Annotated in this window: 23 protein-coding genes; 13 read left to right on the plus strand and 10 right to left on the minus strand. The window is 68.9% G+C overall.

Annotated features, from left to right (window positions below):
- Positions 1-446 precede the first annotated feature (446 nt).
- The 11 genes from ABNX08_RS30710 to ABNX08_RS30760 all read left to right on the plus strand — a co-directional run bounded on the left by ABNX08_RS30710 (position 447) and on the right by ABNX08_RS30760 (position 10,346).
- Positions 447-2,120 (plus strand): nitrite reductase, encoded by a 1,674-nt coding sequence (locus ABNX08_RS30710; protein ID WP_041682217.1) that lies wholly within the window; start codon positions 447-449, stop codon positions 2,118-2,120.
- Between the two features lie 65 nt (positions 2,121-2,185).
- The gene (locus tag ABNX08_RS30715) at positions 2,186-2,515 is read left to right on the plus strand and encodes a c-type cytochrome (RefSeq protein ID WP_022539561.1); all 330 of its coding nucleotides are present in this window, start codon (positions 2,186-2,188) and stop codon (positions 2,513-2,515) included.
- Positions 2,497-2,859, plus strand: coding sequence for a cytochrome c (locus tag ABNX08_RS30720; RefSeq protein ID WP_022539562.1), 363 nt, complete (start codon positions 2,497-2,499; stop codon positions 2,857-2,859). The genes ABNX08_RS30715 and ABNX08_RS30720 overlap by 19 nt, the downstream gene beginning before the upstream one ends.
- The gene (locus ABNX08_RS30725; protein ID WP_022539563.1) at positions 2,799-4,034 is read left to right on the plus strand and encodes a cytochrome D1 domain-containing protein; all 1,236 of its coding nucleotides are present in this window, start codon (positions 2,799-2,801) and stop codon (positions 4,032-4,034) included. Before ABNX08_RS30720 ends, ABNX08_RS30725 begins: the two co-directional genes overlap by 61 nt.
- A 9-nt stretch (positions 4,035-4,043) precedes the next feature.
- The gene (locus ABNX08_RS30730; RefSeq protein WP_022539564.1) at positions 4,044-5,045 is read left to right on the plus strand and encodes an Lrp/AsnC family transcriptional regulator; all 1,002 of its coding nucleotides are present in this window, start codon (positions 4,044-4,046) and stop codon (positions 5,043-5,045) included.
- A complete protein-coding gene (locus ABNX08_RS30735) occupies positions 5,042-5,506 on the plus strand; it encodes an Lrp/AsnC family transcriptional regulator (protein WP_022539565.1) in 465 nt (154 codons plus the stop codon). The genes ABNX08_RS30730 and ABNX08_RS30735 overlap by 4 nt, the downstream gene beginning before the upstream one ends.
- Positions 5,506-6,045: an AsnC family transcriptional regulator gene (locus ABNX08_RS30740; RefSeq protein ID WP_022539566.1), complete on the plus strand. Its 540-nt coding sequence runs from the start codon at positions 5,506-5,508 to the stop codon at positions 6,043-6,045. The genes ABNX08_RS30735 and ABNX08_RS30740 overlap by 1 nt, the downstream gene beginning before the upstream one ends.
- Positions 6,045-7,208: a heme d1 biosynthesis radical SAM protein NirJ gene (nirJ, locus tag ABNX08_RS30745; protein WP_022539567.1), complete on the plus strand. Its 1,164-nt coding sequence runs from the start codon at positions 6,045-6,047 to the stop codon at positions 7,206-7,208. Before ABNX08_RS30740 ends, nirJ begins: the two co-directional genes overlap by 1 nt.
- Positions 7,205-8,704 carry a nitrite reductase gene (locus ABNX08_RS30750; protein ID WP_022539568.1) on the plus strand — a complete coding sequence of 500 codons (1,500 nt, stop codon included), beginning with the start codon at positions 7,205-7,207 and terminating at the stop codon, positions 8,702-8,704. Before nirJ ends, ABNX08_RS30750 begins: the two co-directional genes overlap by 4 nt.
- 22 nt (positions 8,705-8,726) lie before the next feature.
- A complete protein-coding gene (gene cobA / locus ABNX08_RS30755) occupies positions 8,727-9,476 on the plus strand; it encodes a uroporphyrinogen-III C-methyltransferase (RefSeq protein ID WP_022539569.1) in 750 nt (249 codons plus the stop codon).
- A gap of 90 nt (positions 9,477-9,566) precedes the next feature.
- Positions 9,567-10,346, plus strand: coding sequence for a helix-turn-helix domain-containing protein (locus ABNX08_RS30760; protein WP_041682220.1), 780 nt, complete (start codon positions 9,567-9,569; stop codon positions 10,344-10,346).
- Positions 10,347-10,362: 16 nt separating this feature from the next.
- Here ABNX08_RS30760 and ABNX08_RS30765 read toward each other — a convergent pair whose 3' ends face one another.
- The 8 genes from ABNX08_RS30765 to ABNX08_RS30800 all read right to left on the minus strand — a co-directional run bounded on the left by ABNX08_RS30765 (position 10,363) and on the right by ABNX08_RS30800 (position 17,276).
- Positions 10,363-10,845: a RidA family protein gene (locus tag ABNX08_RS30765; RefSeq protein ID WP_022539571.1), complete on the minus strand. Its 483-nt coding sequence runs from the start codon at positions 10,843-10,845 to the stop codon at positions 10,363-10,365.
- On the minus strand, positions 10,842-11,747 hold the full coding sequence (locus tag ABNX08_RS30770) for a PhzF family phenazine biosynthesis protein (protein ID WP_022539572.1): 906 nt from the start codon (positions 11,745-11,747) through the stop codon (positions 10,842-10,844). The genes ABNX08_RS30765 and ABNX08_RS30770 overlap by 4 nt, the downstream gene beginning before the upstream one ends.
- On the minus strand, positions 11,740-12,723 hold the full coding sequence (locus ABNX08_RS30775) for a tripartite tricarboxylate transporter substrate binding protein (protein WP_022539573.1): 984 nt from the start codon (positions 12,721-12,723) through the stop codon (positions 11,740-11,742). Before ABNX08_RS30775 ends, ABNX08_RS30770 begins: the two co-directional genes overlap by 8 nt.
- A gap of 111 nt (positions 12,724-12,834) precedes the next feature.
- Entirely contained in the window at positions 12,835-13,599 is a 765-nt protein-coding gene (locus ABNX08_RS30780) for a DUF4410 domain-containing protein (protein ID WP_022539574.1), read from the minus strand.
- 235 nt (positions 13,600-13,834) lie between these two features.
- On the minus strand, positions 13,835-15,160 hold the full coding sequence (locus tag ABNX08_RS30785; RefSeq protein WP_349607285.1) for an ATP-binding protein: 1,326 nt from the start codon (positions 15,158-15,160) through the stop codon (positions 13,835-13,837).
- On the minus strand, positions 15,160-15,873 hold the full coding sequence (locus ABNX08_RS30790; RefSeq protein ID WP_022539576.1) for a response regulator: 714 nt from the start codon (positions 15,871-15,873) through the stop codon (positions 15,160-15,162). The genes ABNX08_RS30785 and ABNX08_RS30790 overlap by 1 nt, the downstream gene beginning before the upstream one ends.
- Positions 15,874-15,911: 38 nt before the next feature.
- On the minus strand, positions 15,912-16,205 hold the full coding sequence (locus ABNX08_RS30795; protein WP_041682223.1) for a hypothetical protein: 294 nt from the start codon (positions 16,203-16,205) through the stop codon (positions 15,912-15,914).
- A 57-nt stretch (positions 16,206-16,262) separates the two neighbouring features.
- Positions 16,263-17,276, minus strand: coding sequence for a hypothetical protein (locus ABNX08_RS30800; RefSeq protein WP_022539578.1), 1,014 nt, complete (start codon positions 17,274-17,276; stop codon positions 16,263-16,265).
- Between the two features lie 312 nt (positions 17,277-17,588).
- On the opposite strand from ABNX08_RS30800, the gene ABNX08_RS30805 reads away from it, so the two are divergent.
- Positions 17,589-18,503: a sterol desaturase family protein gene (locus tag ABNX08_RS30805; protein ID WP_022539579.1), complete on the plus strand. Its 915-nt coding sequence runs from the start codon at positions 17,589-17,591 to the stop codon at positions 18,501-18,503.
- A gap of 146 nt (positions 18,504-18,649) precedes the next feature.
- Here the strand turns inward: ABNX08_RS30805 and ABNX08_RS30810 are convergent, their stop codons facing one another.
- Complete coding sequence (locus ABNX08_RS30810) at positions 18,650-19,432, minus strand: class II aldolase/adducin family protein (protein ID WP_022539580.1); 783 nt, start codon at positions 19,430-19,432, stop codon at positions 18,650-18,652.
- A gap of 348 nt (positions 19,433-19,780) precedes the next feature.
- Between ABNX08_RS30810 and ABNX08_RS30815 the strand changes: the two genes are divergently transcribed.
- Positions 19,781-20,746, plus strand: a complete 966-nt coding sequence (locus ABNX08_RS30815; protein ID WP_022539581.1) for a LysR substrate-binding domain-containing protein — start codon at positions 19,781-19,783, stop codon at positions 20,744-20,746.
- A gap of 44 nt (positions 20,747-20,790) precedes the next feature.
- Here ABNX08_RS30815 and ABNX08_RS30820 read toward each other — a convergent pair whose 3' ends face one another.
- Positions 20,791-22,476, minus strand: a complete 1,686-nt coding sequence (locus ABNX08_RS30820; protein WP_349607279.1) for a hydantoinase B/oxoprolinase family protein — start codon at positions 22,474-22,476, stop codon at positions 20,791-20,793.
- Positions 22,477-22,484 lie beyond the last annotated feature (8 nt).

Genomic DNA, 22,484 nt, shown 5'->3' on the forward strand with positions numbered 1-22,484 from the left:
AAAGGCCTGCCTGCCGGGCAGCCTGCCCGGCAGGCAGGCCTTTAGCCTTGCACACAAAAATCCTGACACCCCCGCCATCCCCGCGTTGCTGGTGACATGTTGTCGCTTTCCTTCTTGGCACACCGACAACTACCTTGACACACGCCGCTCGGACAAAAAGTGACCCGCCCAGGAGGGCGGAACAGAGCGGTTCAAACAGCGACAACATGTCACCAGCCGCGAGAGCCGTCGAGCATCAGACCAGATGCACGCCACAGGCACACCCCATAACCACCCCTGCCCACGATCAACACTCTCAAACACAGGCCTCCAACCCGCCTCCCCGTTTGACCCCAGTCAATCCCACACCGCCAGTGTTTCACCATGATGACCCCAGACGCCAGGTGCCCAACACACACCCCAAGCACCGCGACCTAGCTTTCCTCAACCCGCTGACCCACAGCATCATGAAAGCAAAAAGCCGGCTGTACCCCGCAATCGCGGCAATACCGCTCTCACTCTGTCTGGGACTACCACAGGCAGCCACCACCGCGTCAACGGCCGCACCCAAGGCCGAACAGAAAGCAGCAATCCCCACCCTCACCGCCACCGAATTCGACCACGCCAGGCAGATCTACTTCGAGCGCTGCGCCGGCTGCCACGGCGTGCTGCGCAAAGGCGCCACCGGGAAGCCGCTGACGCCTGACATCACCCGCGCACGCGGCACTGAATACCTGAAGATTTTCATCAAGTACGGCAGCCCCGCCGGCATGCCGAACTGGGGCACCTCCGGCGACCTCTCCGATAAGGAGGTCGACTTGATGGCCCGCTACATCCAGCTCGATCCCCCGACACCACCCGAGTTCTCGCTGGCCGATATCGAGAAAAGCCGCAAGGACATCATGCCGGTGGCCCAGCGCCCGACGAAGAAGATGAACCAGTACAACCTGGACAACCTCTTCTCGGTCACGCTGCGCGATGCCGGCGAGGTGGCGCTGATCGATGGCGACAGCAAGCAGATCATCAATATCGTCAAGACCGGCTATGCCGTGCATATCTCGCGCATGTCCGCATCCGGGCGCTACCTGTATGTGATCGGCCGCGACGCGCGGCTGGACCTGATCGACCTGTGGCTGCCCAAGCCTGACATCGTTGCCGAAGTGAAGATCGGCATGGAAGCGCGTTCGGTCGAGACCTCCAAGTACAAGGGCTATGAAGACAAGTACGCGGTAGCAGGCTCGTACTGGCCGCCGCAATACGTGATCATGGAAGGCGACACCCTCAAGCCGCTCAAGGTCGTCTCCACCCGCGGCATGACGGTCGACAACGAGTACCATCCCGAGCCGCGCGTGGCCTCGATCGTGGCCAGCCATTTCCATCCGGAATTCGTGATCAATGCCAAGGAGACCGGCAAGATCCTGATGGTCAACTACTCCGACCTGTCCAACCTGAAGACCACCACCATCGATTCGGCCAAGTTCCTGCATGACGGCGGCTTCGATTCCACCGGCCGCTACTTCCTGGTCGCGGCCAATGCGTCGGACAAGATCGCAGTGGTCGATACCAAGGAAGACAAGCTGGCCGCGCTGATCGAAGTAGGCAAAACCCCGCACCCGGGGCGCGGCGCCAACTTCACGCATCCGAAGTTCGGCCCGGTCTGGGCCACCAGCCACCTCGGCGACGAAGCCATCAGCCTGATCGGCACCGACCCCGCCGGCCATCCGGCGCAGGCGTGGCAGGTGGTGCAGACCCTCAAGGGCCAGGGCGGCGGTTCGCTCTTCATCAAGACGCACCCGAAGTCGTCCAACCTGTGGGTGGATACGCCGCTGAACCCGGACGCCAAGCTCAACCAGTCGGTGGCGGTGTTTGATACGCGCAACCTGGAAGGCGGCTTCAAGGTGCTGCCCATCGCCGACTGGGCCGAGCTGAAGGGCGCGGGCGCCAAGCGCGTGGTGCAGGCCGAGTACAACAAGGCCGGCGACGAAGTCTGGTTCTCCATCTGGGGGACCAAGGACGGCGAATCCGCGCTGGTGGTGGTCGATGACAAGACCCGCACGCTCAAGACCGTGATCAAGGACAAGCGCCTGGTCACGCCGACCGGCAAGTTCAACGCCTACAACACGCAGCACGACGTCTATTAAGCCAGCGGCCTCGCACCGCCTCTGCGGTGCGAGGCCCAAACGCCATTCCCACAACGGAGAACACCATGCGAACACAACAAACCTTGCCTTCCCTGCTGGCGGCCGTCGGCTGCGCCCTGTTGCTCGGCGTTGCCATCCCCGGTGTTGCCCACGCCACCCAGCAGCTCGCGTCCAGCAAGGCCTGCCTGTCATGCCACGGTATCGACAAGAAGATGATCGGACCCGCCTTCAAGGACATCAAGGGCAAGTACGCCGCCAGGAAGGACGGCCAGGCGCATATGGTCCAGTCCATCATGAAGGGCAGCAACGGCCAGTGGGGCCCGGTGCCGATGCCGGCCAACGCGGTCAGCGACGCTGAGGCCAATACGCTGGCCAAATGGATCCTTTCGCTCTGAGCCGGCATGTCGTGCTGGCGGCGCTGGCCGCGGCCATGCTGGGCGCCGCGCCCGCTGCGTTCGCCCAGCCTGCGCCCACGCGGAAGGCGCAGCTCGCGCACTGGCTGCGCGATGACTGCGGTGCCTGCCACGGCATGACGCTACGCGGCGGGCTGGGTCCGCCGCTGACGCGCGAGGCGCTGGCCGGCAAGCCGCGGGAGAGCCTCGTCGCCACCGTGCTTTACGGCCGGCCCGGCACCGCGATGCCGCCCTGGCAACCCTTCATGACGCAGGATGAAGCCCAATGGCTGATCGATCGACTCCAGGCCGGCAACCCGCCGGCCGTGGCGCCACCGGCAAACTGATCCGGGGCATTGCGGCGGCCCTCGGCGCAATGCTCGCTGCGACGCTGCTGGCCGCCTGCGCCACCACCGTGCGCGGCACCGGCGATCTCGGCGTGGTGGTGGAGCGCGCTGCCGGCCGGCTGCAGATCGTCGAAACCACCGGCATGACGCGGCTGGCCACGGTGGACGGTTTGGGCGACCTGTCGCACGCCAGCGTGGTGTTCTCGCGCGATGCGCGCTACGCCTATGTGTTCGGCCGCGATGGCGGGCTCACGCGCGTGGACCTGCTCAGCGCGCGCATTACCCACCGCATGCTGCAGGCCGGCAACAGCATCGGTGGCGCGATCTCGCAGGACGGTCGCGTGGTGGCCGCGCAGAACTACGCGCCGGGCGGCATCCGCTTGTTCGACGCACAGACACTTGAGCCGCTGGCGGACCTTCCGGCCATCGGCAACGATGGGCGCCGCGCCAAGGTGGTGGGCCTGGCCGACCTGCCCGGCCGGCGCTTTGCCGCGAGCCTGTTCGAGTCCGGCGAGATCTGGATCATCGACGCGGCCGACCCGCGCCATCCGCAGGTGACGCGCCTGCCCGCTGGCCGCGAGCCGTACGACGGGCTGGTCACGCCCGATGGCCGCTGGTACCTGGCGGGTCTGTTCGGCGAAGACGGCCTGGCCCTGGTCGACCTGTGGCAGACGCCGCCGCAGGCGCGACGCATCCTGTCCGGCTATGGCCGCGGCAGCACGCCGATGCCGGTCTACAAGATGCCGCACCTGCGCGGCTGGGCCATGGCGCAGGGCCTGGCGTGGCTGCCGGCGATCGGGCGGCACGAAGTGCTGGTGGCCGATCCCGCACGCGGCTGGCAGCAGACGGCGCGCGTGGCGCTGGCCGGCCAGCCGGTGTTCGTCATGGCGCGCCCCGACGGGCGCCAGGTCTGGGTCAACTTTGCCTTCCCCCACAACGACACCGTACAGGTGATCGACACCGCCACGCGCGAGGTGGTGCGCACGCTGCGCCCCTGCCGCGGCGTGCTGCATATGGAATTCACGCCCAAGGGCGAGGCGCTGTGGCTGTCCTGCCGCGACGACAACCGCGTCGAGGTCTACGACACCGCCAGCCTCGCGCGCATCGCCACGCTGCCGGCGGGCAACCCCAGCGGCATCTTCTTCACCGCGCGGGCGCAACGGTTTGGCATGTGAGACGCCATCATGTACGACGAGCGAAACCTCTATGACTGCCTGCAGCGCGACTTCCCGCTGCAGCCCCGCCCCTACCAGGCGCTGGCCGAACGGCTGGGCCTGTGCGAGCACACGCTGCTGACGCTGCTGGCGCGCGACTTCGGCGCGGGGCGCATCAGCCGCGTGGGCGCGGTGTTCGCGCCCAATGTCATCGGCGTCAGCACGCTGGCCGCGCTGTCGGTGCCGCCGGCACAACTGGACCGCGTGGCGGCGCGCGTCAACGCCTGCGCCGCGGTCAGCCACAACTACGCGCGCGGCGGACACCCGTACAACCTGTGGTTCGTCGCCGGCGCGCGCGACCGGCGCCTGCTCGATGGCGCGCTGGCGAGCATTGCCAGCGATGCCGGACAGGCGCCGCTGGATCTGCCGATGGCGCGCGAGTACCACATCGACCTCGGCTTTACGCTCACGCACCGCCCTGCCCGCGGTAACGCGCCGACACACCGGCGCACGCGCGGTACCACACCGCCAACGCCGCCGGTGACGCTGGACGACAACGACTGGCGCCTCGTGGCCGCACTGGAAGCCGGCCTGCCGCTGACGCCCCGCCCGTTCCATGAACTGGCGCTGCGCACGCGCATGCCGCTGCCGCGCATCCTGGAGCGCCTGGCGCAGTGGTCCGCGCAAGGCGTGATCCGGCGCCTGGGCGTGGTGCTGCACCACGGCCGCTTCGGCTATCGCCACAACGCCATGTGCGTGTGGGATGTGCCGGACGCCCGCGTCGACGCCGTCGGCCTGCGGCTGGCCCGGCTGCCGCGCGTGACGCTGTGCTACCGCCGCGTGCGCCGGCTGCCTGACTGGCCCTACAACCTGTTCGCGATGATCCATGCGCGCGACGCGCACGACCTGAAGCCCGCGCTGGAACATATCCGCGCGACCGCGGGCCTGGACCAGACCCCGGGCGCGGTGCTGGTAGGCACGCGCTGCTACCGGCAGCGCGGCATGCGCTATGCCACGCAGGTGGCGGCATGACTGTCCACTGCGATCCGCTCGACGCGCTGGACCGCCGCATCGTCAACGCGCTGCAGCGCGGCCTGCCGCTGGTGCCGCGCCCGTATGCCGAAGCCGCCGCCGCGCTCGGCATTGCCGAGGCCGAGCTGCTGGCGCGGCTGCACGCGCTGCTCCAGCGGGGCGTCCTGACCCGCTTCGGTCCGCTGTACCAGATCGAGCGCGCGGGCGGCCGCTTCGTGCTGTGCGCCTGCCACGCACCAGCCGATCGGCTCGAAGCGGTGATCGCGGCCATCAATGCCCATGCGGAAGTCGCGCATCACTACGCCCGCACCCATCATCTGAACCTGTGGTTCGTGCTGGCCGTGGCGCGCGCACAGGACGTGGCGCCCACGCTCGCGCGCATCGCCGCGAGGGCCGGCGTCCAGGTCCTGCCGTTCGCCAAGGAACGCGAGTTCTTCGTCAACCTCTACCTGCCCGCCTGATGCCCGACCCTGACGCTCCTACCGACCCCGCGGGCCCGCCCGATGCCATCGACCTTGCCCTCATTCGCGCCACCCAGGCCGGCCTGCCACTGGTGCCCGCGCCCTATGCCGAGGTCGCGGCCGGCCTTGCCCTGAGCGAGGCAGAAGTCATCGCCAGGCTGGCGGCGATGCAGGCGCGCGGCGTGCTGCGCCGCATCGGCGCGGTGCCCGACCACTACCGGCTGGGCTGGCGCGCCAACGGCATGACCGTGTGGGACGTGGATGATGCCCGCGTCGATGCGCTGGGCGAGCGCATCGGCGCGCTGCCCTTCGTCAGCCACTGCTACCGCCGCCCGCGCCACCTGCCGCACTGGCCCTACAACTTGTTCGCGATGGTCCACGCGCGCACGCATGAAGACGCGGCGCCGCAGATCACCCGCATCGCTGCGCTGCTGGGCGATGCCTGCCGGGCGCACGACGTGCTGTGGTCGACCCGCATCCTGAAGAAAACCGGCCTGCGCCTGCCGCCGGCCGCACCAGCCAACCAGGAAACCCGCTGATGTTCCGCCTGTCCCGCTTCATGGAAGCCCTGCGCGATGCCGGGCCGGTACCGCCGGCGCGCAAGCCCGCCGGCCCGGTGGTGATCTGGAACCTGATCCGCCGTTGCAACCTGAACTGCCGGCACTGCTACGCCACCTCGGCCGACACCGACTTCAAGGGCGAGCTGGATACCGCCGAGGCACTGCGCGTGCTGGCGCAGCTGCACGCCGCGCGCGTGCCGGCGCTGATCCTGTCCGGCGGCGAGCCGCTGCTGCGCCCGGACCTGTACGAGATTGCCGCACGCGCACGCGAACTCGGCTTCCACCTGTCCTTGTCCTCCAACGGCACGCTGCTCGATGCCGGCCATGCCGCGCGGCTGGCCGCGGCCGGCTTCGACTATGTCGGCGTCAGCCTGGACGGGCTGCCTGCCACGCACGACCGCTTCCGGCGCAGCGATGGTGCTTTCGGGCAGGCCCTCGCCGGACTGCGCGCTGCACGTGCGGCCGGGCTGCGCGTGGGCGTGCGCATGACGCTGACCGAAGCCAACGCTGCGCAGTTGCCGGAACTGGTGGCGCTGAACGAGCGCGAAGACATCGACAAGTTCTACCTGTCGCACTTCAACTACGCCGGCCGCGCGCGCAGCCACCGCGCCGAAGACGCGCACCACGCCCGTACCCGCGCCGCGCTCGACTGGTTGTTCGAGCACGTCTGGCAGCGCGCACAGCAAGGCCATGCCGGCGACTTCGTCACCGGCAACAACGATGCGGACGGGGTCTACCTGCTGTACTGGATCGCGCGGCGTTTCCCGCAGCGCGTGGCCGATATGCGCCGACGGCTGCAACACTGGGGCGGCAATGCCACCGGTGTAGGCGTGGCCAATATCGACAACCTCGGCAATGTCCACCCCGATACCATGTGGTGGCACGTAACGCTGGGCAATGTGCGCGAGCGCCCGTTCGGCGAGATCTGGGCCAGCCGCGCCGATCCACTGATGGCGGGCCTGGCCAGCACGCCTCGTCCGCTGCAAGGGCGCTGCGCCACCTGCGCGCATCGCGCGATCTGCAACGGCAATACGCGCGTGCGTGCGTTTGCGCTGACCGGCAATCCCTGGGCAGAAGACCCAGGCTGCTACCTGAGTGATGCGGAGATCGCGCACGGCCCCGCCACGGAGGTCGCCGCATGACGACCTTGTTTCGATGGCTGGGCGCGCTGGCAATGGCCTGCGCCATGCAGGCTGCCCATGCGGCCGAACCGGCCCTGGTGTACCGCCAGCACTGCGCCGCCTGCCACGGCGCCGACCGCCTCGGCGGCATGGGTCCGGCGCTGCTGCCGGAAAGCCTGGAACGGCTGCGCGCCAGCGAACTCGACAGCGTGCTGCGCGATGGCCGCGCCGCCACGCAAATGGCCGGCTTCAGCGGCACGCCGGCCGAGCCGGATTTGCAGGCGCTGGCGCGCTGGCTGCGCACGGCGCCCGCGGCGGCCCCGCAGTGGAACGAGGCAGCCATCCGCGCCAGCCACATCGTCCACCACGCGCCGGGCAGCCTTCCGGCCCGGCCCGTATTCAGCGCCGATCCGCAGAACCTGTTCGTGGTGGTCGAGGCCGGCACCCACCATATGACGGTGCTCGACGGCGACCGGCTTGCACCGATCCATCGCTTTGCCACCCGCTTTGCGCTGCACGGCGGCCCCAAGTTCAGCCGCGACGGCCGCTACGTCTACATGGCCAGCCGCGACGGCTGGGTCAGCAAATACGACCTGTGGAACCTGGCCTATGTGGCGGAAATCCGCGTCGGCCTGAACACGCGCAACGTTGCCGTCAGCGACGACGGGCGCTGGGTGCTGGCCGGCAACACGCTGCCGCGCACGCTGGTACTGCTTGACGCCGGGGACCTGTCGCTGGCGCGGGTGATCGACGTCAAGGGGCGGCAAGGCGAGCTGTCGCGCGTATCGGCCGTCTATGACGCGGCGCCGCGCCACGGCTTTATCGCGGCGTTGAAGGACATCCCCGAGGTCTGGGAGATCCCGTATCCCGATGCCGCCGGCACGCCGCTGCCGACGCTCACACCGCGCGTGATCGCGCTGGACAATGTGCTTGACGACTTCTTCTTCGACCAGCCCTACCGGCATATCCTGGGCGCTTCGCGCAGCGGCGGCGGCCAGGTGATCGACCTCGACGCGGGCCGCAAGGTGGCGGCGCTGGCGCTCGGCGGCATGCCGCACCTGGGCAGTGGCATCACGTGGCAGCGCAATGGCCGTGAAGTGATGGCGTCGCCCGACCTTGGACAGGGGCGCATTACGGTGATCGACATGCAGAGCTGGCAGACCATCGCCACGGTGCCGGCCAACGGCCCGGGCTTCTTCCTGCGCAGCCACGAGAACACCCCGTACGCCTGGGCCGACGCGATGATGAGCCCCCGGCGCGACACGCTGCAGGTGATCGACAAGCAGACCCTGCAGGTGGTGGGCAGCGTCACGCCCGCGCCGGGACGCACCGCGGCGCATGTGGAATTCACGCGCGACGGGCGCTATGCGCTGGTCAGCCTGATGGAGCGCGACGGCGCCATCGTGGTCTATGACGCCGCCACGCTGCAGGAAGTGAAGCGCATCCCGATGGACAAGCCCATCGGCAAGTACAACGTGTTCAACAAGACCACGCGCTCGGCCGGCACCAGCCACTGAAGCGGTGTGGCAGGAGTCCCAAGTGAACCCTCCCCTGAAGCCCGGCAAGGTCTGGCTCGTCGGCGTCGGCCCCGGCAGCCCGGACCTGGTCACGGTACGCGCGATGCGCGCGCTGGCCGCCGCCGACGTGTGGCTGGTTGACGACCTGGTGTCGCCGCAGATGTCGTGCTACGCCAGCCCCGGCACCCATGTCGAGTGGGTCGGCAAGCGCGGCGGGCGCTGCTCGGTCAGCCAGACGCGCATCCAGCAACTGACGCTGGCGCACGCGCTGGCCGGCCGCACCGTGGCGCGCGTCAAAGGCGGCGATCCGCTGCTGTTCGGCCGCGGTGGCGAGGAGGCCGCCTTCCTGCACGCCCACGGGGTGCCGGTGGAAGTGGTCAACGGCATCAGCAGCGGCATGGCCGCGGCGCAGGCGCTGGGGATTGCGCTCACGCACCGCGCGCACTGCCACGGCGTGACCTTCGTCACCGGCCATACCAGCGAGCACGGCTCGCCCGACTGGCAGGCGCTGGTGCGCGGCGGCACCACGCTGGTCATCTACATGGGCATGAGCCGGCTTGCGGCAATCCGCGACGGCTTGCTGTCGGCAGGCATGCGGGCAGACATGCCGGCCGCGGTGGTGATGCATGCTGGTGGCGAGTGCGAGCGCGCCTGGACCGGCACGCTGCGCACGCTGGCGGATGCGCTCGCGGCGGGGCTGGCGAGCCCGTCGGTGGTGCTGGTGGGCGCCGTGGTGGCCGAAGGCGTGCCGGCTCTTGCCGCATCGCGCTAGGCCCGCGTGCACGGGACTCCCGGTAGCGCGCGGGATATGGCACCATCGGGCACCATCGTTGCCACGCCCCACCCGCATTGGACGCCGAAAGTGGCTGCCTCCACACATCACTCTCCCAAGCTGCACCTGACCGCCGAGCGCGGCTTTGCGCTGCATGAAAGCCGGCAGGCCAGCTTCCGGCGCGAATGGCATACGCACGACTGCAGCATGCTGCTGTGGCCGCGCACTGGCCGCCTGCGCAGCGTTTGGGAAATCGAGCGGAGCGAGCGGGTGCAGCAGGCAGGCCCGGTAGCAGCCATGCTGGTGCGCGGCGGCGCCGTGCTGCTGCCGGCATCTACGCGGCATTTCACCGCGGCCGAAACCGGCCGCCAGCATCACGGCGAACTCTACCTGCCGCCCGACCGGTTGCGCGGGCACCGGCACTACGGCGCGCTGCGGCTCGACGGCGCGGCGCTGGCGATGCTCGAGGCGCTGCTGGCACCCGCGCTGGCACCGGCTAGCGCCGAACTGCTGGTGCGCGCGATCGTCGGCCAGGTCATGGCCAGCCCGGTGCTGCCGCTGCCCGAAGAGCCGGCCTCGCTGGCGCTCCGACTGGTGCGCTGTTTCACGGCGGCGCTGGAGCGCGAGCAGCCGCTGCCGTCGATCGATGCCGTCGCCTGCAGCCTGGGCGTGTCGGCGCGGCAGCTGCAGCGCGCCTGCCAGCTGGAATTCGGCGCCAGCCCGGTGGCGGTACGGCGGCGCGTGCTAGCCACGCATGCCCGCACCCTGCTCGCCGAAGGCCAGCCGGTGGCGCGCGTCAGCGAGCGCCTGGGCTTTGCCAGCAGCGGCCACCTGGCGCGACTGCTGCGCGAGGTGCCGCCCGCGCGCTGAGCGGGCGGGCATCGGCTCAGCCCTGCGTCTGCGCGGCCAGGCAGGCCTCCAGTTCGATCTCGATCCACGCCCCGTCAGGCAGGCTCGCCACGCCCACGGCGGTGCGCGCCGGGAACGCTTGGGCAGGGAACGCCCGCGCCAGCACCGACGAAGCGGCATCGAGCACCAGCGAGAGCCGCGTGAAGTCCTCATGCGCGCGGATAAAGCCGCGCAGCCGCGTGACCTGCCGCACGCCGGCCAGTTGCCCGCCGGCTGCGGCCCGCAGCGCGGCGAGCGCATTCAGCATCGCCACTTCGGCCGCGCGGCTGGCGGCCGCGATATCGTTCTCCGTGACGCAGCAGCCGGCCATGGCAATGCCATCGCGCCGGGGCGTCTGCCCGCTGAGGCTGACGCGGCCATCGACCACGCAGGCCGGCGCGTAGCTGCCGCGCGGCAGCGGCGCGGGCGGTAGCACGAAGCCCGCGGCCACGAGCCGCGCTTCCGGTGTCGGCGCATTCATGGCGTGCTCCACCGGACCGCGCCGCTGAGCCAGCAGCCCTCGACCGTGCGATCCGGGCCGAGGCGCGGCGCCACCAGGATCTCCGACGGCCGGCCCATGCTCTCGCCCTGGCGCACCGCCAGCACCAGCGCATCGCCGCCGGGCGCGGCGGCCAGGTGGCCCCACAGCGCGGCTGCGGCAATGCCGGTCGCCGCGTCCTCCGGGTAGCCGGATGCACGGGGGAACTGCCGCGCATGCACGGCACGCGTGGCCGGCGCCGCGGGTGGATCCTCCGGCGCGCCCGGGGCGTAGGGATAGAGGCCGGTGGATCCGATCGCTTCGCACAGCGCCTCCACCTCTGCGAACCTCGGTTGCAGCGCGGCCAGCGTGGCCACATCCGGCAGCGCCACCAACGTCTTGACGCGGCTGGTGGCCGCATTGGTCATCGGGTACGCGGCGGCATGCGCGGGCAGCCCCAGCACGGCAGCCACGGCGCGGCGCTGCGCTTCGTCCAGCGGCTGTGTCTGAACGCGCGGCTGCGAGATCCACACCCGCTGCGCAGCCTCGTCCCAGCGCGCGTGGACCACGCCGCTCAGGGTCTCGATGCGCGCGGCCGGCGTGCGCCAGCGGCCCCACTGCCGCAGCGCCCACAGCGCGCCCACGGTGGCGTGGCCGCACATCTCCATCTCGTGCCGCGGCACGAAGAAGCGCAAGCGCAGGTCGGCATCGGCGCGCGTGGGCGGCAGGATAAAGGCGGATTCGTGGCCGTGGCGGGCGGCGACCTGCTGCATCTCACTGTCGCGCATGCCGCTCGCGTCCGCGACCAGCGGCACCGGGTTGCCGCCGCCCGGGGCGCGCACGAACACATCGATCAGTGTCTCGGCGCCGCGCGCGGGAACGATGGGTGGCGTGGGCTTATTCAATCGTCGCTCCCACCGAACGGGCGATCGCGCCCCAGTACGGAATGTCGTGCTGAACCGTGGCCAGCATCTCCGCAGGCGTGCCGGCGCGTGCGGTCACGCCCTTGTCCGCCAGCTCGCGCACGGTGTCCTTGTCGGCCAGCACCCTGTTGAGCGCCTGGTTCATGTGCGCCACCACCGCCGCCGGCGTGCCGCGCGGAAACACCAGCCCATACCAGAGCTGTTGCGAGAAGCCCGGCACGCCCTGGCTGGCAAAGGTCGGCACGCCGGGCATCAGCGGCGTGGCCGCGGTGGTGGCGACGGCAGTGAGCTTGTTGGCGCGGATATACGGCGCCAGGCCGACGGGGTTGTCGAACATCAGCTGCACCTGGCCGCCGATCAGGTCGGTATAGGCCGGCGCCGCGCCGCGGTACGGCACATGCGTCAGCGGCACTTTGGACAGCGCCTGGAACTGCGCGCCGATCAGGTGCGATACCGTGCCCACACCCACCGAGCCGAAGCTGTGCGGGGTCTTGTCCTGGCGCAGCTTGTCGAGCAGCGTCTTCATGTCCGGCGCCTGCAGCGCGCGGTTGACCGCCAGCACGTAGGGCGAGGTGCCGAGGAAGCCGGCATAGGCAAAGTCGGTAGCGGGCTTGTACGGCAGGCGGGGATAAACACTGGCGCTGACCGCATGCGTACTGGTGGTGGCCACGCCCACCACATAGCCGTCGGGCGCGGCACGCGCGACGAAGGTGGAGCCGATGGTGCCGCCGGCGCCGCTGCGGTTGTCGATCACGACTGGCTGGCCCAGCTCGGCCTGCAGTTTGGGCTGGACGATGCGCACCAGCAGGTCGGTGCCGCCGCCGGCCGGGAACGGGACCACCAGCGTGACCGGCTTTACCGGCCAGTCCTGAGCGCCGGCACTGCCGGCGTGGACAACACAGAGCGCCGCCAGCAGGCAGGCTGGGACGCGGGGCATGAGGGATGGCGCGGTTGCCATGGGCGTTCTCCTTGAATGAACGCCTCGAGTCTAGGGAGCGCCCCGGCCACGGCCAAACCGATATGCGACAGGCATCGATCCAAAATCGGACTGCCTGCCGTCCCGGCGCAATCAGATGGCGGCCCTGGCGGTCAGCCAGCCCTCTTCCGTGCTCGCGGCCGCGACCTGGCTCGCGATCGTGTCGCCCAGGCGCGTGGCATCGGCATAGACGGAGTCATGCTTCACTTCCGAGACGCCGTGCACGCCCGCGCCGCCTGCAGCGGCCATCGCCAGGTGGCCGGCGGCCGCACCGATGCCGGCGGTTTCCGCCACGCCCGGGATGTTGCCACTGTCGGCATCGGCGACGAAGCTCTGCAGCGGCACCGCGACGCCGTTGGCCGGCTTGTACGAGATCCGCACGTCGGCGCCGACTTCGCTCTTGCCAGCACCCAGCCCAATCAGCAGCCGGCGGCGGCCGCTGCCTTCATCGATCTTGCGAAAGTCGCCCGCGACGATCAGCGCATTGGCGCCGGCCGGCACCGGTGCGTCCGAGCGCACCGCATTCAATCCCTTGGCCTTCAGTTGGCTCACGATCTCGTCGGCGACCTGCTCGCGTGCTTCCGCCGCGGCCCGCGACTGCGCGCCGGCGGACGAGCCGCCCGTCGCCATCATGCTGACCTTCTGCGCGAGGCCGCCATCCAGCTGCACCTGGCCGGCATCGGCGTCGAACGCGCGGACCACGATGACGTCCGCGTGCACCGGCTGCAGCAGGCCCGTCTGGCTGATGCCGGTAACGCCGGCGCTGGCGCAGCCCGCGCTCAGCATGGCGGTGGCGGCAAGCGCGGCGATGGTCAGGCGTTTGGTCTGGGTGGCGATGGTCTGGATGGGGTTGCGCATTTGTGGATCCTTCTTTGGCACGTCGGTGCCGTCGGTGATGGGGGAAAGCTGTCACCGACAATCGTTCGACTACAAGTCGCAAACCATCGGAGAGCCTGTCATCGCGCTGTGCGCTTCGGTTTTTCCGGGCGCTGCATCGCGGTGACCGAAGTATCGGAAAAACCCCGGGGATGCGCCATGTGGGAATTATTTCGCGCGATGTCACGGCGCGATGCCATGCGCGCGCGCCCTCGCGCTAGGCGGAGGGGGCTTGCAACGGCAGCGCCACCACGGCCTCGAGGCCGCCACCATCGCGTGCGCGAAACTGCAGCGAACCGCCATGCAGGCGCGCAATGCGCTCCACGATGGCCAGTCCCAGGCCGGTGCCGCCGGCGTGGCCGCGCGCGTTGGCGCCCCGGCTGAACGGCGCCTTGAGCTGCTCCAGCTCCTGCGCAGCAATGCCGGTGCCGCGATCGCCCACGGCCACGTAAGCGCATGCTGCGTCGCGCCAGGTGCGCACGCTGAACCCCGACTTGCCGTACACGACAGCGTTCTGCATCAGGTTCATCAGCAGCCGCATCAGGCTGACCGGCCGGAACGACACCGGCGGCAGCTCGCCCAGCGACAGCTCGAACGCGAGGCCGAGGCCGGCGAAGTCCGATGCGAGTTGACCGACCAGCGCATTGAGGTCGCCCGGCTGCGGCAATTCCTTCTCGCCACTACCGGCGTAGTCCATGAACTGCTGCAAGATGGTCTCGATATGGTCCAGATAGCCTTCTGCCGACGCCACGAAGGCGTCGTCGGCGCCGCGCGGGATCGCCATCGCCATCGCCAGCCGCAGCTTGGTCAGTGGCGTGCGGATATCGTGCGAGACCCCGGCCAGCATCAGTGCCCGCGTCTGCTCGGCCTGACGCAACGCCTGCGTCATCTGGTTGAAGGCGCTGCCGACCTGCGCGATCTCGGTGGGGCCGTCGGTGGGCAGCGGCGGCGGCGTTTCGCCCGCGCAGATCTGGCGCGCCGCGTGCGCGAGGTCCTGCAGCGGGCGGTTCAGGTGCCGCTGGAGCAGGTAGCCGGTCAGTGCCGCCAGCAGCGCCAGCGCCAGGGATAACGCCAGCGCCGTGACGATGCCGCCGGCGCGTGCATCCTCGGTCATCGGCAGTGCGATCCAGCGCGGCGAGCCGGCCACATGCAAGCGGATCCACAGGCGCTCGCCGTCGCCGCTCTGCCAGCGCACCGGCATGTCGGGTGGCAGCTGGCGGCGCAAGGCTTCGAGGAAGACGTCGCGCTGCCAGGTGCGCATCAGGTGCGCCAGGTCCGGCGCGGGCGCCGGCGCGGCGTGGGCGGGGTCCTGCAGCTGCGCGCCCAGCCGCGCGGCAGCCGCGCCGCCGGCCCCGGGCGGCAACGTGGCCAGCACGCCGTCGAGCGTCTTCACATAGTCGGCGAAGATGATGGCAGCGCGCTCGATGCGCGGGCGCTGCACGAAATGCAGCAGCACGCTCAGCGAGCACGCCTGCGTAATGGCCACCAGCGCCACCAGCAGCGCGATATTGCGCGCCAGCAGCGAGCGCGGCAGCAGGCGCATCACGATTCGACGCCGGCCACCAGCATGTAGCCGACGCCCCACACGGTCTTGATAAAGCGCGGCTTGGACGGATCCGCTTCCACGATCTGGCGCAGCCGCAGGATCTGCACGTCGATGCTGCGGTCGAGCGCATCGTGGTCGCGCCCGCGTGCGCGGGCGAGCAGGTTCTCGCGGCTGACGGCCCGGTTCGGCGACGACCCCAGCGCGTGCAGCAACAGCATCTGCGCGGAATGCACCTCGACCAGCTCGCCGGCGCGCATCAGGGTCTGCTTGCCGACATCGAAGGTGAAGTCGCCGAAGCGCAGCGTCTGCGTCGTGACGGTCGGATCGCCGGCCGCGATCTTCTGCCGGCGCAGCAGCGCGCGGATGCGCGCCACCAGCTCGTCCGGCACGAAGGGCTTGGCCAGGTAGTCGTCGGCGCCGGTCTCCAGGCCCGCGACGCGGTCGACCGGGTCGCCCTTGGCGGTCAGCATCAGGATCGGCAGCGTATGGCCCTCGGCGCGCAGGCGCCGGCAGATGGTGAGGCCGTCTTCCGGCTCCATCATCAGGTCCAGCACCAGCAGGTCGTGGGGCTCGCGCTGCAGGTACTTGTCGAGCTGCTTGCCGTCGGCCACCGCGCGCACGCGGAAGCCGTGCCCCGACAGGAACCGTTGCAGCATGTTGCGCAGCTCGGCTTCATCGTCGAGCACGACAATCCTGTTCACCTGTTCCATGGTGGGTCTCCGGCGATGCCGGCCTCCGGTGCCAACCTTCAGCGCGACATCATCTTCTGCCTCATGAACGCTTCGATCTGCGGCAGCGTCACGTAGCCGGCGCGCTGCGTGTCGATCTGGTCGAAGTGGCTGGCAACCATCGGCATGCCTGCTGCGGCCTGTGCGCGGGTCAGCTTGCCGTCGCGCGTGGTATTGGCACTGGCAAAGCGCGCCTGCAATTGCTGCAGCGCACGCTCCACGCGCGGGCCGCCGGCTGCCGGCATCTCGGCACTTTGCGCGGACGCGCCTGCTGAAACAATACACAACATAAGCACTGCAATCATCTTCTTCATGATGGACTCCGTGGGGTAGCCGGCCATGCCGGCGGGTGGATGGAAACCTGATGGCCCTCAGGCCAGGTGGGCGGGCACCCAGACGGCGCCGGCCCAATGGCCAGGCACCAGCACCGCCGCCCTGACCGGACGGGCGACGTAGACGGCGCGCGGCGCGACATAGACGGCACGCGGCAGCGGCGCGGACCGGACCACCACGGTCGGCAGCGGCGCGGTGGCCACCACGACCCTCGACGGCGGCGGCGGCACGACAACGCTGGCCGGCGGCGCGGCGACCACCACTTTGGCGGGCGGCGGCACGTAGACCGTGGCCGGCACGGGCGGCGGCACATACACCGTTGCCGGCGGGGGCGGCGGCGTCACTACCACTGGCGGCGTGCTGACGGCCACCGTCGCACCGACCGCCGTCATGCTGGCGCCGGTGGTCACCGTGGTGCCGTGGACCACGGTGGCACCGCTGCCGGTGGTGACGACGCCCGGCGCGACCTGGGTAGCACTGCCCGAATGGGTGACGGTGCCGCCCTGCGCACCGGTCACGGTGCCGTAGCGGTTGCAGGTCGACCCGGCGCAGCTCGTCGAGGCCGCATGGCCGGCGGTATTGCCATTTGCGCCAGTGACGGTGCCCGACGACGAGTACTGGCCGACGCCTTCACGCGTCACGCTGCCCGAGGTGGTGGCGGTCTGGCCGTTGGGCCCGGTCAGGTCGCCGCTGTGCGAGCAGGTGTCGCCGGCGCAACTGGTGCTGCCGTCGTGCTGCACCGAGCGGCCGTTCGGGCCGGTCGCGGTGCCGGCGTTGCTGAACTGGCCCGGCGCGGCGCGGGTCACGGTGCCGGTGTTGGTGGCCAGGCCGCCATAGGGACCGACGACGCCGCCGGCATGCGAGCAGCTGCCGCCACCGCAGGCACCAACGTGTGCGCCGTTGTAGACGCCACGTGAGGTGTAGGCCGTGCCGTGGCCGGACCAGGCGGCGAAGGCCGGGGTACTGGCAAGAATCACCAGCGCGCCGGACGCGATACCGAGCAGGCGCGGCACACGGTGGAAGCGGGAGGGTTGGGTGGGCAGGATTGTCATCGCAGGTCCTTCAGGTTCGGTTCATGCCGCGCACCGTGGCGCGGCGACGGGACGAACTATAGGAAAGGGGCCTGTGTTTTTCGCGGTCGAAAAAATGTCGCGGTGTTACGCCGGCGCGCCCCGCATGCAAGCGCCGGATAGCGCTGCGCATCGCGGCTTTTCATGGCCTGCCGCCACGCCGCCGGCCATGACATACGGCGAAATATTTCCTGCATGGCGCAGCCCGGGCCCACCCACTACATTTGCCTCACCGACGCGGCGACGGCCCCCTCCGCAAAGCAAAGCGTCCCACCTCACTGCACTGGACCCATCATGCACAACCTCGGAAAACTCACCCTCTACGTCACGGCGTTCGTCGTGGCGGTCTCACTGGTCGAAGCCTTCGTGCTGGCACGCAAGGCGCGCCAGCAAGGCAAGGCCTACCCCTGGCATGAACTCGGGATGTCGCTGGCGGACCTCGTCGGGCGCAAGCTGTTCGCGCTGCTGCCGCTGTCGCTGGCCACGCCGATCTTCTCGTTCGCCTGGGAACACCGCATCTTCACGGTCGAGATCAACAGCGCGCTGGCGGTGCTGCTGCTCTTCCTCGGACAAGAGTTCTGCTACTACTGGTACCACCGCGCCTCGCACCGCATCCGCTTCTTCTGGGCGACACACGCGGTGCACCACTCGCCGAACGAACTGACGCTGGGCACCGCCTATCGGCTGGGCTGGACCGGAAAGATCACCGGCACCGCGATGTTCTTCGCGCCGCTGGTCTGGCTCGGTGTTCGTCCTGAAGTCGTGCTGGCCGCGCTGAGCCTGAACCTGCTGTACCAGTTCTGGCTGCACACCACCTGGATCCCGAAGCTGGGCTGGCTCGAATACGTCTTCAACACCCCGTCGGCGCACCGCGTGCACCATGCCTCGAATGTCGATTACCTGGATGCCAACTACGGCGGCGTGCTGATCATCTTCGACCGCCTGTTCGGCACCTACGTAGAAGAACGCGAGGACGAACCCTGCCGCTACGGCCTGGTCAAGCCGACCACCACGCACAACCCGATCGTCAACCAGTTCGAGCACTGGGCCAGCCTGTTCCGCGACATGGCCAATGCCGGCAGCGTGACCAAGGCGGTGGGTTACCTGATCATGCCTCCGGGCTGGGCGCCCGACGGTGGCGGCGAGACCACGGAAAGCCTGCGTCGCCAGGCGGAAGCGGAACGCGCGGTGATGGTTAATGTGAGGTGAGGGGTGGCGGGCCAGTGCCAGCACGACTGGCCCGCTGTCAGCCCGACGGCAAGATCGGGCGGCGACGCAGATGGAGACTATCAAGCGCGGCGATCCCGCGCTTTTTTTGTTTGCGGGTGATGCGCCAGCGTTTCGGCTCGCCAGACTCAACAGCGGTAGGCTGCGCCATCCCGCTCGAGCAAGCGCAGCAGCGCCGTCCACTCGCGATCGAGGTGGACGGTGTCAAGGTAAGCGTAGTCGTCGTGCTGCCTGGCGGCGTGCTCGCAGACTTCAGGCGAAGGGATGATCAATTCCTGCCCCGCGGACAAGGTCGTTACCTGGATCTCGCACGCGCGGTTCAGGTAGAACATCCGGGTAAAGGCCTCGGCGACGGAGCGGCCCGTGGTGAGCAGGCCGTGGTTGCGCAGGATCAGGTAGTCCTTGCTGCCGATGGACTGCACGATGCGTTCGCGCTCGTCCAGCTCCAGCGAGATGCCTTCGTAGTCGTGGTAGGCCACGCGGCCGTAGAACTGCATGCTGATCTGGTTGACGGGAAGCAAGCCGCATTTCATCGCCGCCACGGCCATGCCCGCGGTCGTATGCAGATGCACCACGCACTCGACATCATGACGCGCCATGTGCAGCGCGCTGTGGATGGTGAAGCCGGCCGCGTTGACCTCGAATCGCTCGTCGCCGATCGGCCGGCCGTTCACGTCGATCTTCACCAGGGACGAGGCGGTGATCTCATCGAAGAACCATCCGTGGGGGTTGATAAGGAACTGATCCCCGGTGCCGGGCACGCGAGCGGAAATGTGCGTGTAGATCAGGTCCGTCATCCCGAACTTCGCCGCAAGGCGGTATGCGGCTGCAAGCTGGACCCGCGTATCCCATTCCTCCCTGGACATGTTGCGGGGTACGCGATTGATATGCGGATCGGTCGTCGAGATCATGATGGCGGGTGTCGTCTCTTGTCAGGTATCGAATTGCCGGGAAGCCGGCGCGGGCGGAAATGCGTAAGTGGCTGCCCTGATATTCTTGTCCGCCACGGCACGGGCTGACAAACAAGAAAAACGTCGGGCGAGGGCAAGCCTAGATTTACGGGTCCCATGCCCCGTGCTATAACGGTCGCGGCATCGACGCCCGACGATCACGCCAGGCAAGCTTGCACGGCTGTGCCATCCTCCCCGGGACATGCCGCGACGACTGGCGCACTTCCTGCATAGCAAGGCATTGACTCCCAGCCGAGGTCGACCATCGACCGACCGAGGAGCCCCCGACTCCTCCCGATTCAAAGACCTATGCAATACAGACTGCCGCCCCTGAACACGCTTCGCATTTTCGAGGCCATCTATCGCCGTGGCTCCATCCGCCAGGCCGCCGCCGAACTTTGCCTGACGCCGCAGGCGATCAGCCAGCAACTGAAGATCCTGGAGTCCTCACTGGGGCTGAGCCTGTTCGAGCGCAGTATCCGCAGCCTGACGCCCACCGAAGCCGCCAGGCGTCTCTACGGCCCCGTCAAGCAGGGGCTGGACCAGTTCGCCGAGGGCGTCAGTTCCGTGACCGGCGAAACGGCCAGGAAAAGCCTGTACCTGCATGTGAGCCCCTATTTCGCTACCCACTACCTGGTGCGCAATCTGGGAAACTTCACGGCCGACCTGCCCGAGCTGGAATTCCGCATGTCCGTCGGCGTGGAGATGGTGGACCTCGATCATCAGGGCATCGACGCCGCCATCCATTGGGGCTACGGCGGCAGCAGCGCACTGACCGAGATCCCGCTGATCGAGGATCTGAAAGTGCTGGTCGCCGCCCCGTCGCTACTGGCGCGCCAGCCTATCAGCTCGCCGGAGGACCTGCTGCACCACAGCCTGGTCCTGCCGCTTGCCAGGAACTCGCTGTGGCAAGACACGCTGGAGATGCTGGGGCTTCAGCCGAAGGCCAGCCAGCCTGTCCTGCAACTGCATACCCACGATGCCATGCTCGAGGCGACCCTGGCCGGGCTGGGAATCGGCTTTATTTCCTACCTGGACGCGTTGAAGCATATTGAAGCCGGGCAGCTGGTGGCGCCGCTCGGCGTGGATCTGTTGCGACGGCTGCCCCTGGAGAAGAGCCCGCGCTTCTTTCTCTGCTTCAAGCAGGAGCGCGCGCACGCGCCGTTGCTCAAGCACTTTATCGAATGGCTGCTCGAGTACGTCTGCCAGCCCGAAGTGGTCGGCTACGAATCGAGATGCCGGCAGCGCAATGACCTGGGGCCGGCAGCCGCGTGATACGGCGCCGGCCCCAGGTGGAAGCCGAGGTCTGAGCCGGCCGCTCAGTCGGTTTTGCCTGCCGCCGATGCAAAGGCGTGCGGGTAGTCATGCTCGGCCTGCTGACGGCTCAGGTAGCCGAACGCGACGTCACGCCTGACCAGGTCCTGGGCACGCTCGCTGGCCTGCCCGTTGCCGCCGCCACCAGGCAGGTCAAGCACCAGCCTGCGGCCCGACGGGATCGCTTGCTTGCCCTTGGTCTTCAGGATCGTGCCATCGTCAAGCGCTACTCGGCCGACGGCACCGTCGCCGCCGCCGTTATGGCCCCTCGCGGGGAACGCCACGCGATCGAACATGGCGTTGAGGCTGAACTGGTAACCCTCGCACGCACTGATCTCGATGTGCTGCCCCAGGCCGCCCCGCCACTTTCCCGACCCCGACGAGTCCGGCCGCAGCTCCTTGCGCCAGATCACGATCGGGCCGACGCTCTCGGTCACCTCCACCGACATGGCATGCACCCCGCTCGGGAATGCCGTCGCGCTGAGCCCGTCGCTGGCCGGACGCGCTCCCGTGCCGCCGGTGTTGAACATCAGGACTTCATGCTGGCGCCCGCTGGTCTCGGGGGCGATGCCCTCGAAGCGCATCTGCAGGTTCCACAGCGCACTGGCGCCTTCGGCGGGAACGGTCCGCGGGCACAGCGGCTGCAGCGCGCCCAGGATGACGTCCGGAATCAGGTGACCCAGCACGTGCCGTACCGACACCGGACAGGGCCGCGGCGCGTTCAGGATGCAGCCATCCGGGGCTGAAATGTCGAATGGCAGCAAGGAGCCCCAGTTATTGGGAATGTCCGGTGCGATCGCGCACTTGAGCGCATAGCAGGCGTAGGCCTTGGTGTAGGTCAGCGGCACGTTGATGCCAAAGCGGCTGGTGCCCGAGGTGCCGGCGAAATCCGCATGGAGCGTGCCGGACCGGGCCTCGACCGCCACCTTCAGGTCGATCGGGCGCTCGTAGCCGTCAACCGTCATCGCATAGCGGTGTTGCCCGCCCTGCAGCGCCGCGATGCGTGCCCGGGTGGCCCGCTCGCTGTGAGCGAAGATGAAGCCAGCCAGGGCTTCGAGATCCGGGAGCGAGAATTCGTCCAGCATCGCGTCCAGGCGACGCCGGCCGGTCTCATTGCAGGCCGCGAGCGACTGGAAGTCGCCGATGACCTGGTCTTGCTCGCGCACGTTGGATCGCAGGATCGCAATGAGATCCTGATTGAGCTCCCCGCGCTTGTAGAGCTTCATCGGCGGAATGCAGATCCCCTCCTCGAAGACATCCCCCGCGTCCGGCCCGAAGCCCCTGCCACCGATGTCCACGACATGCGCGGTCGATGCGAAGTAGCCGATCAGGCGGTGCCCTCCGCCGTGCGGGCGGAACACCGGCGTGACCACGGTAATGTCATGCAAATGCCCCGTTCCCATCCAGGGGTCGTTCGTCACCAGCACGTCGCCGGGCTCCAGTCGTGCCGGCTCGAACAAGCGCGCGAAGTGTGCCACCGACTCTGCCATGGAGTTGACATGGCCGGGCGTGCCGGTGACGGCCTGCGCGACCATGCGGCCCTGACCGTCGAAGACCCCGGCGGACAGGTCGCCTGCCTCGCGCACGCTGGTGCAGAATGCGGTGCGCATCAGGGTGATGGCCTGTTCCTCCACCACCGAGATCAGGCGGTTCCACATGATCTGGTGGTGTACGGCGATTTGGTTGCTCATGGTTCCAC

Origin of the sequence: Cupriavidus sp. DF5525 (assembly GCF_040149425.2) — a bacterium.
Lineage (GTDB): Bacteria > Pseudomonadota > Gammaproteobacteria > Burkholderiales > Burkholderiaceae > Cupriavidus > Cupriavidus pickettii_A.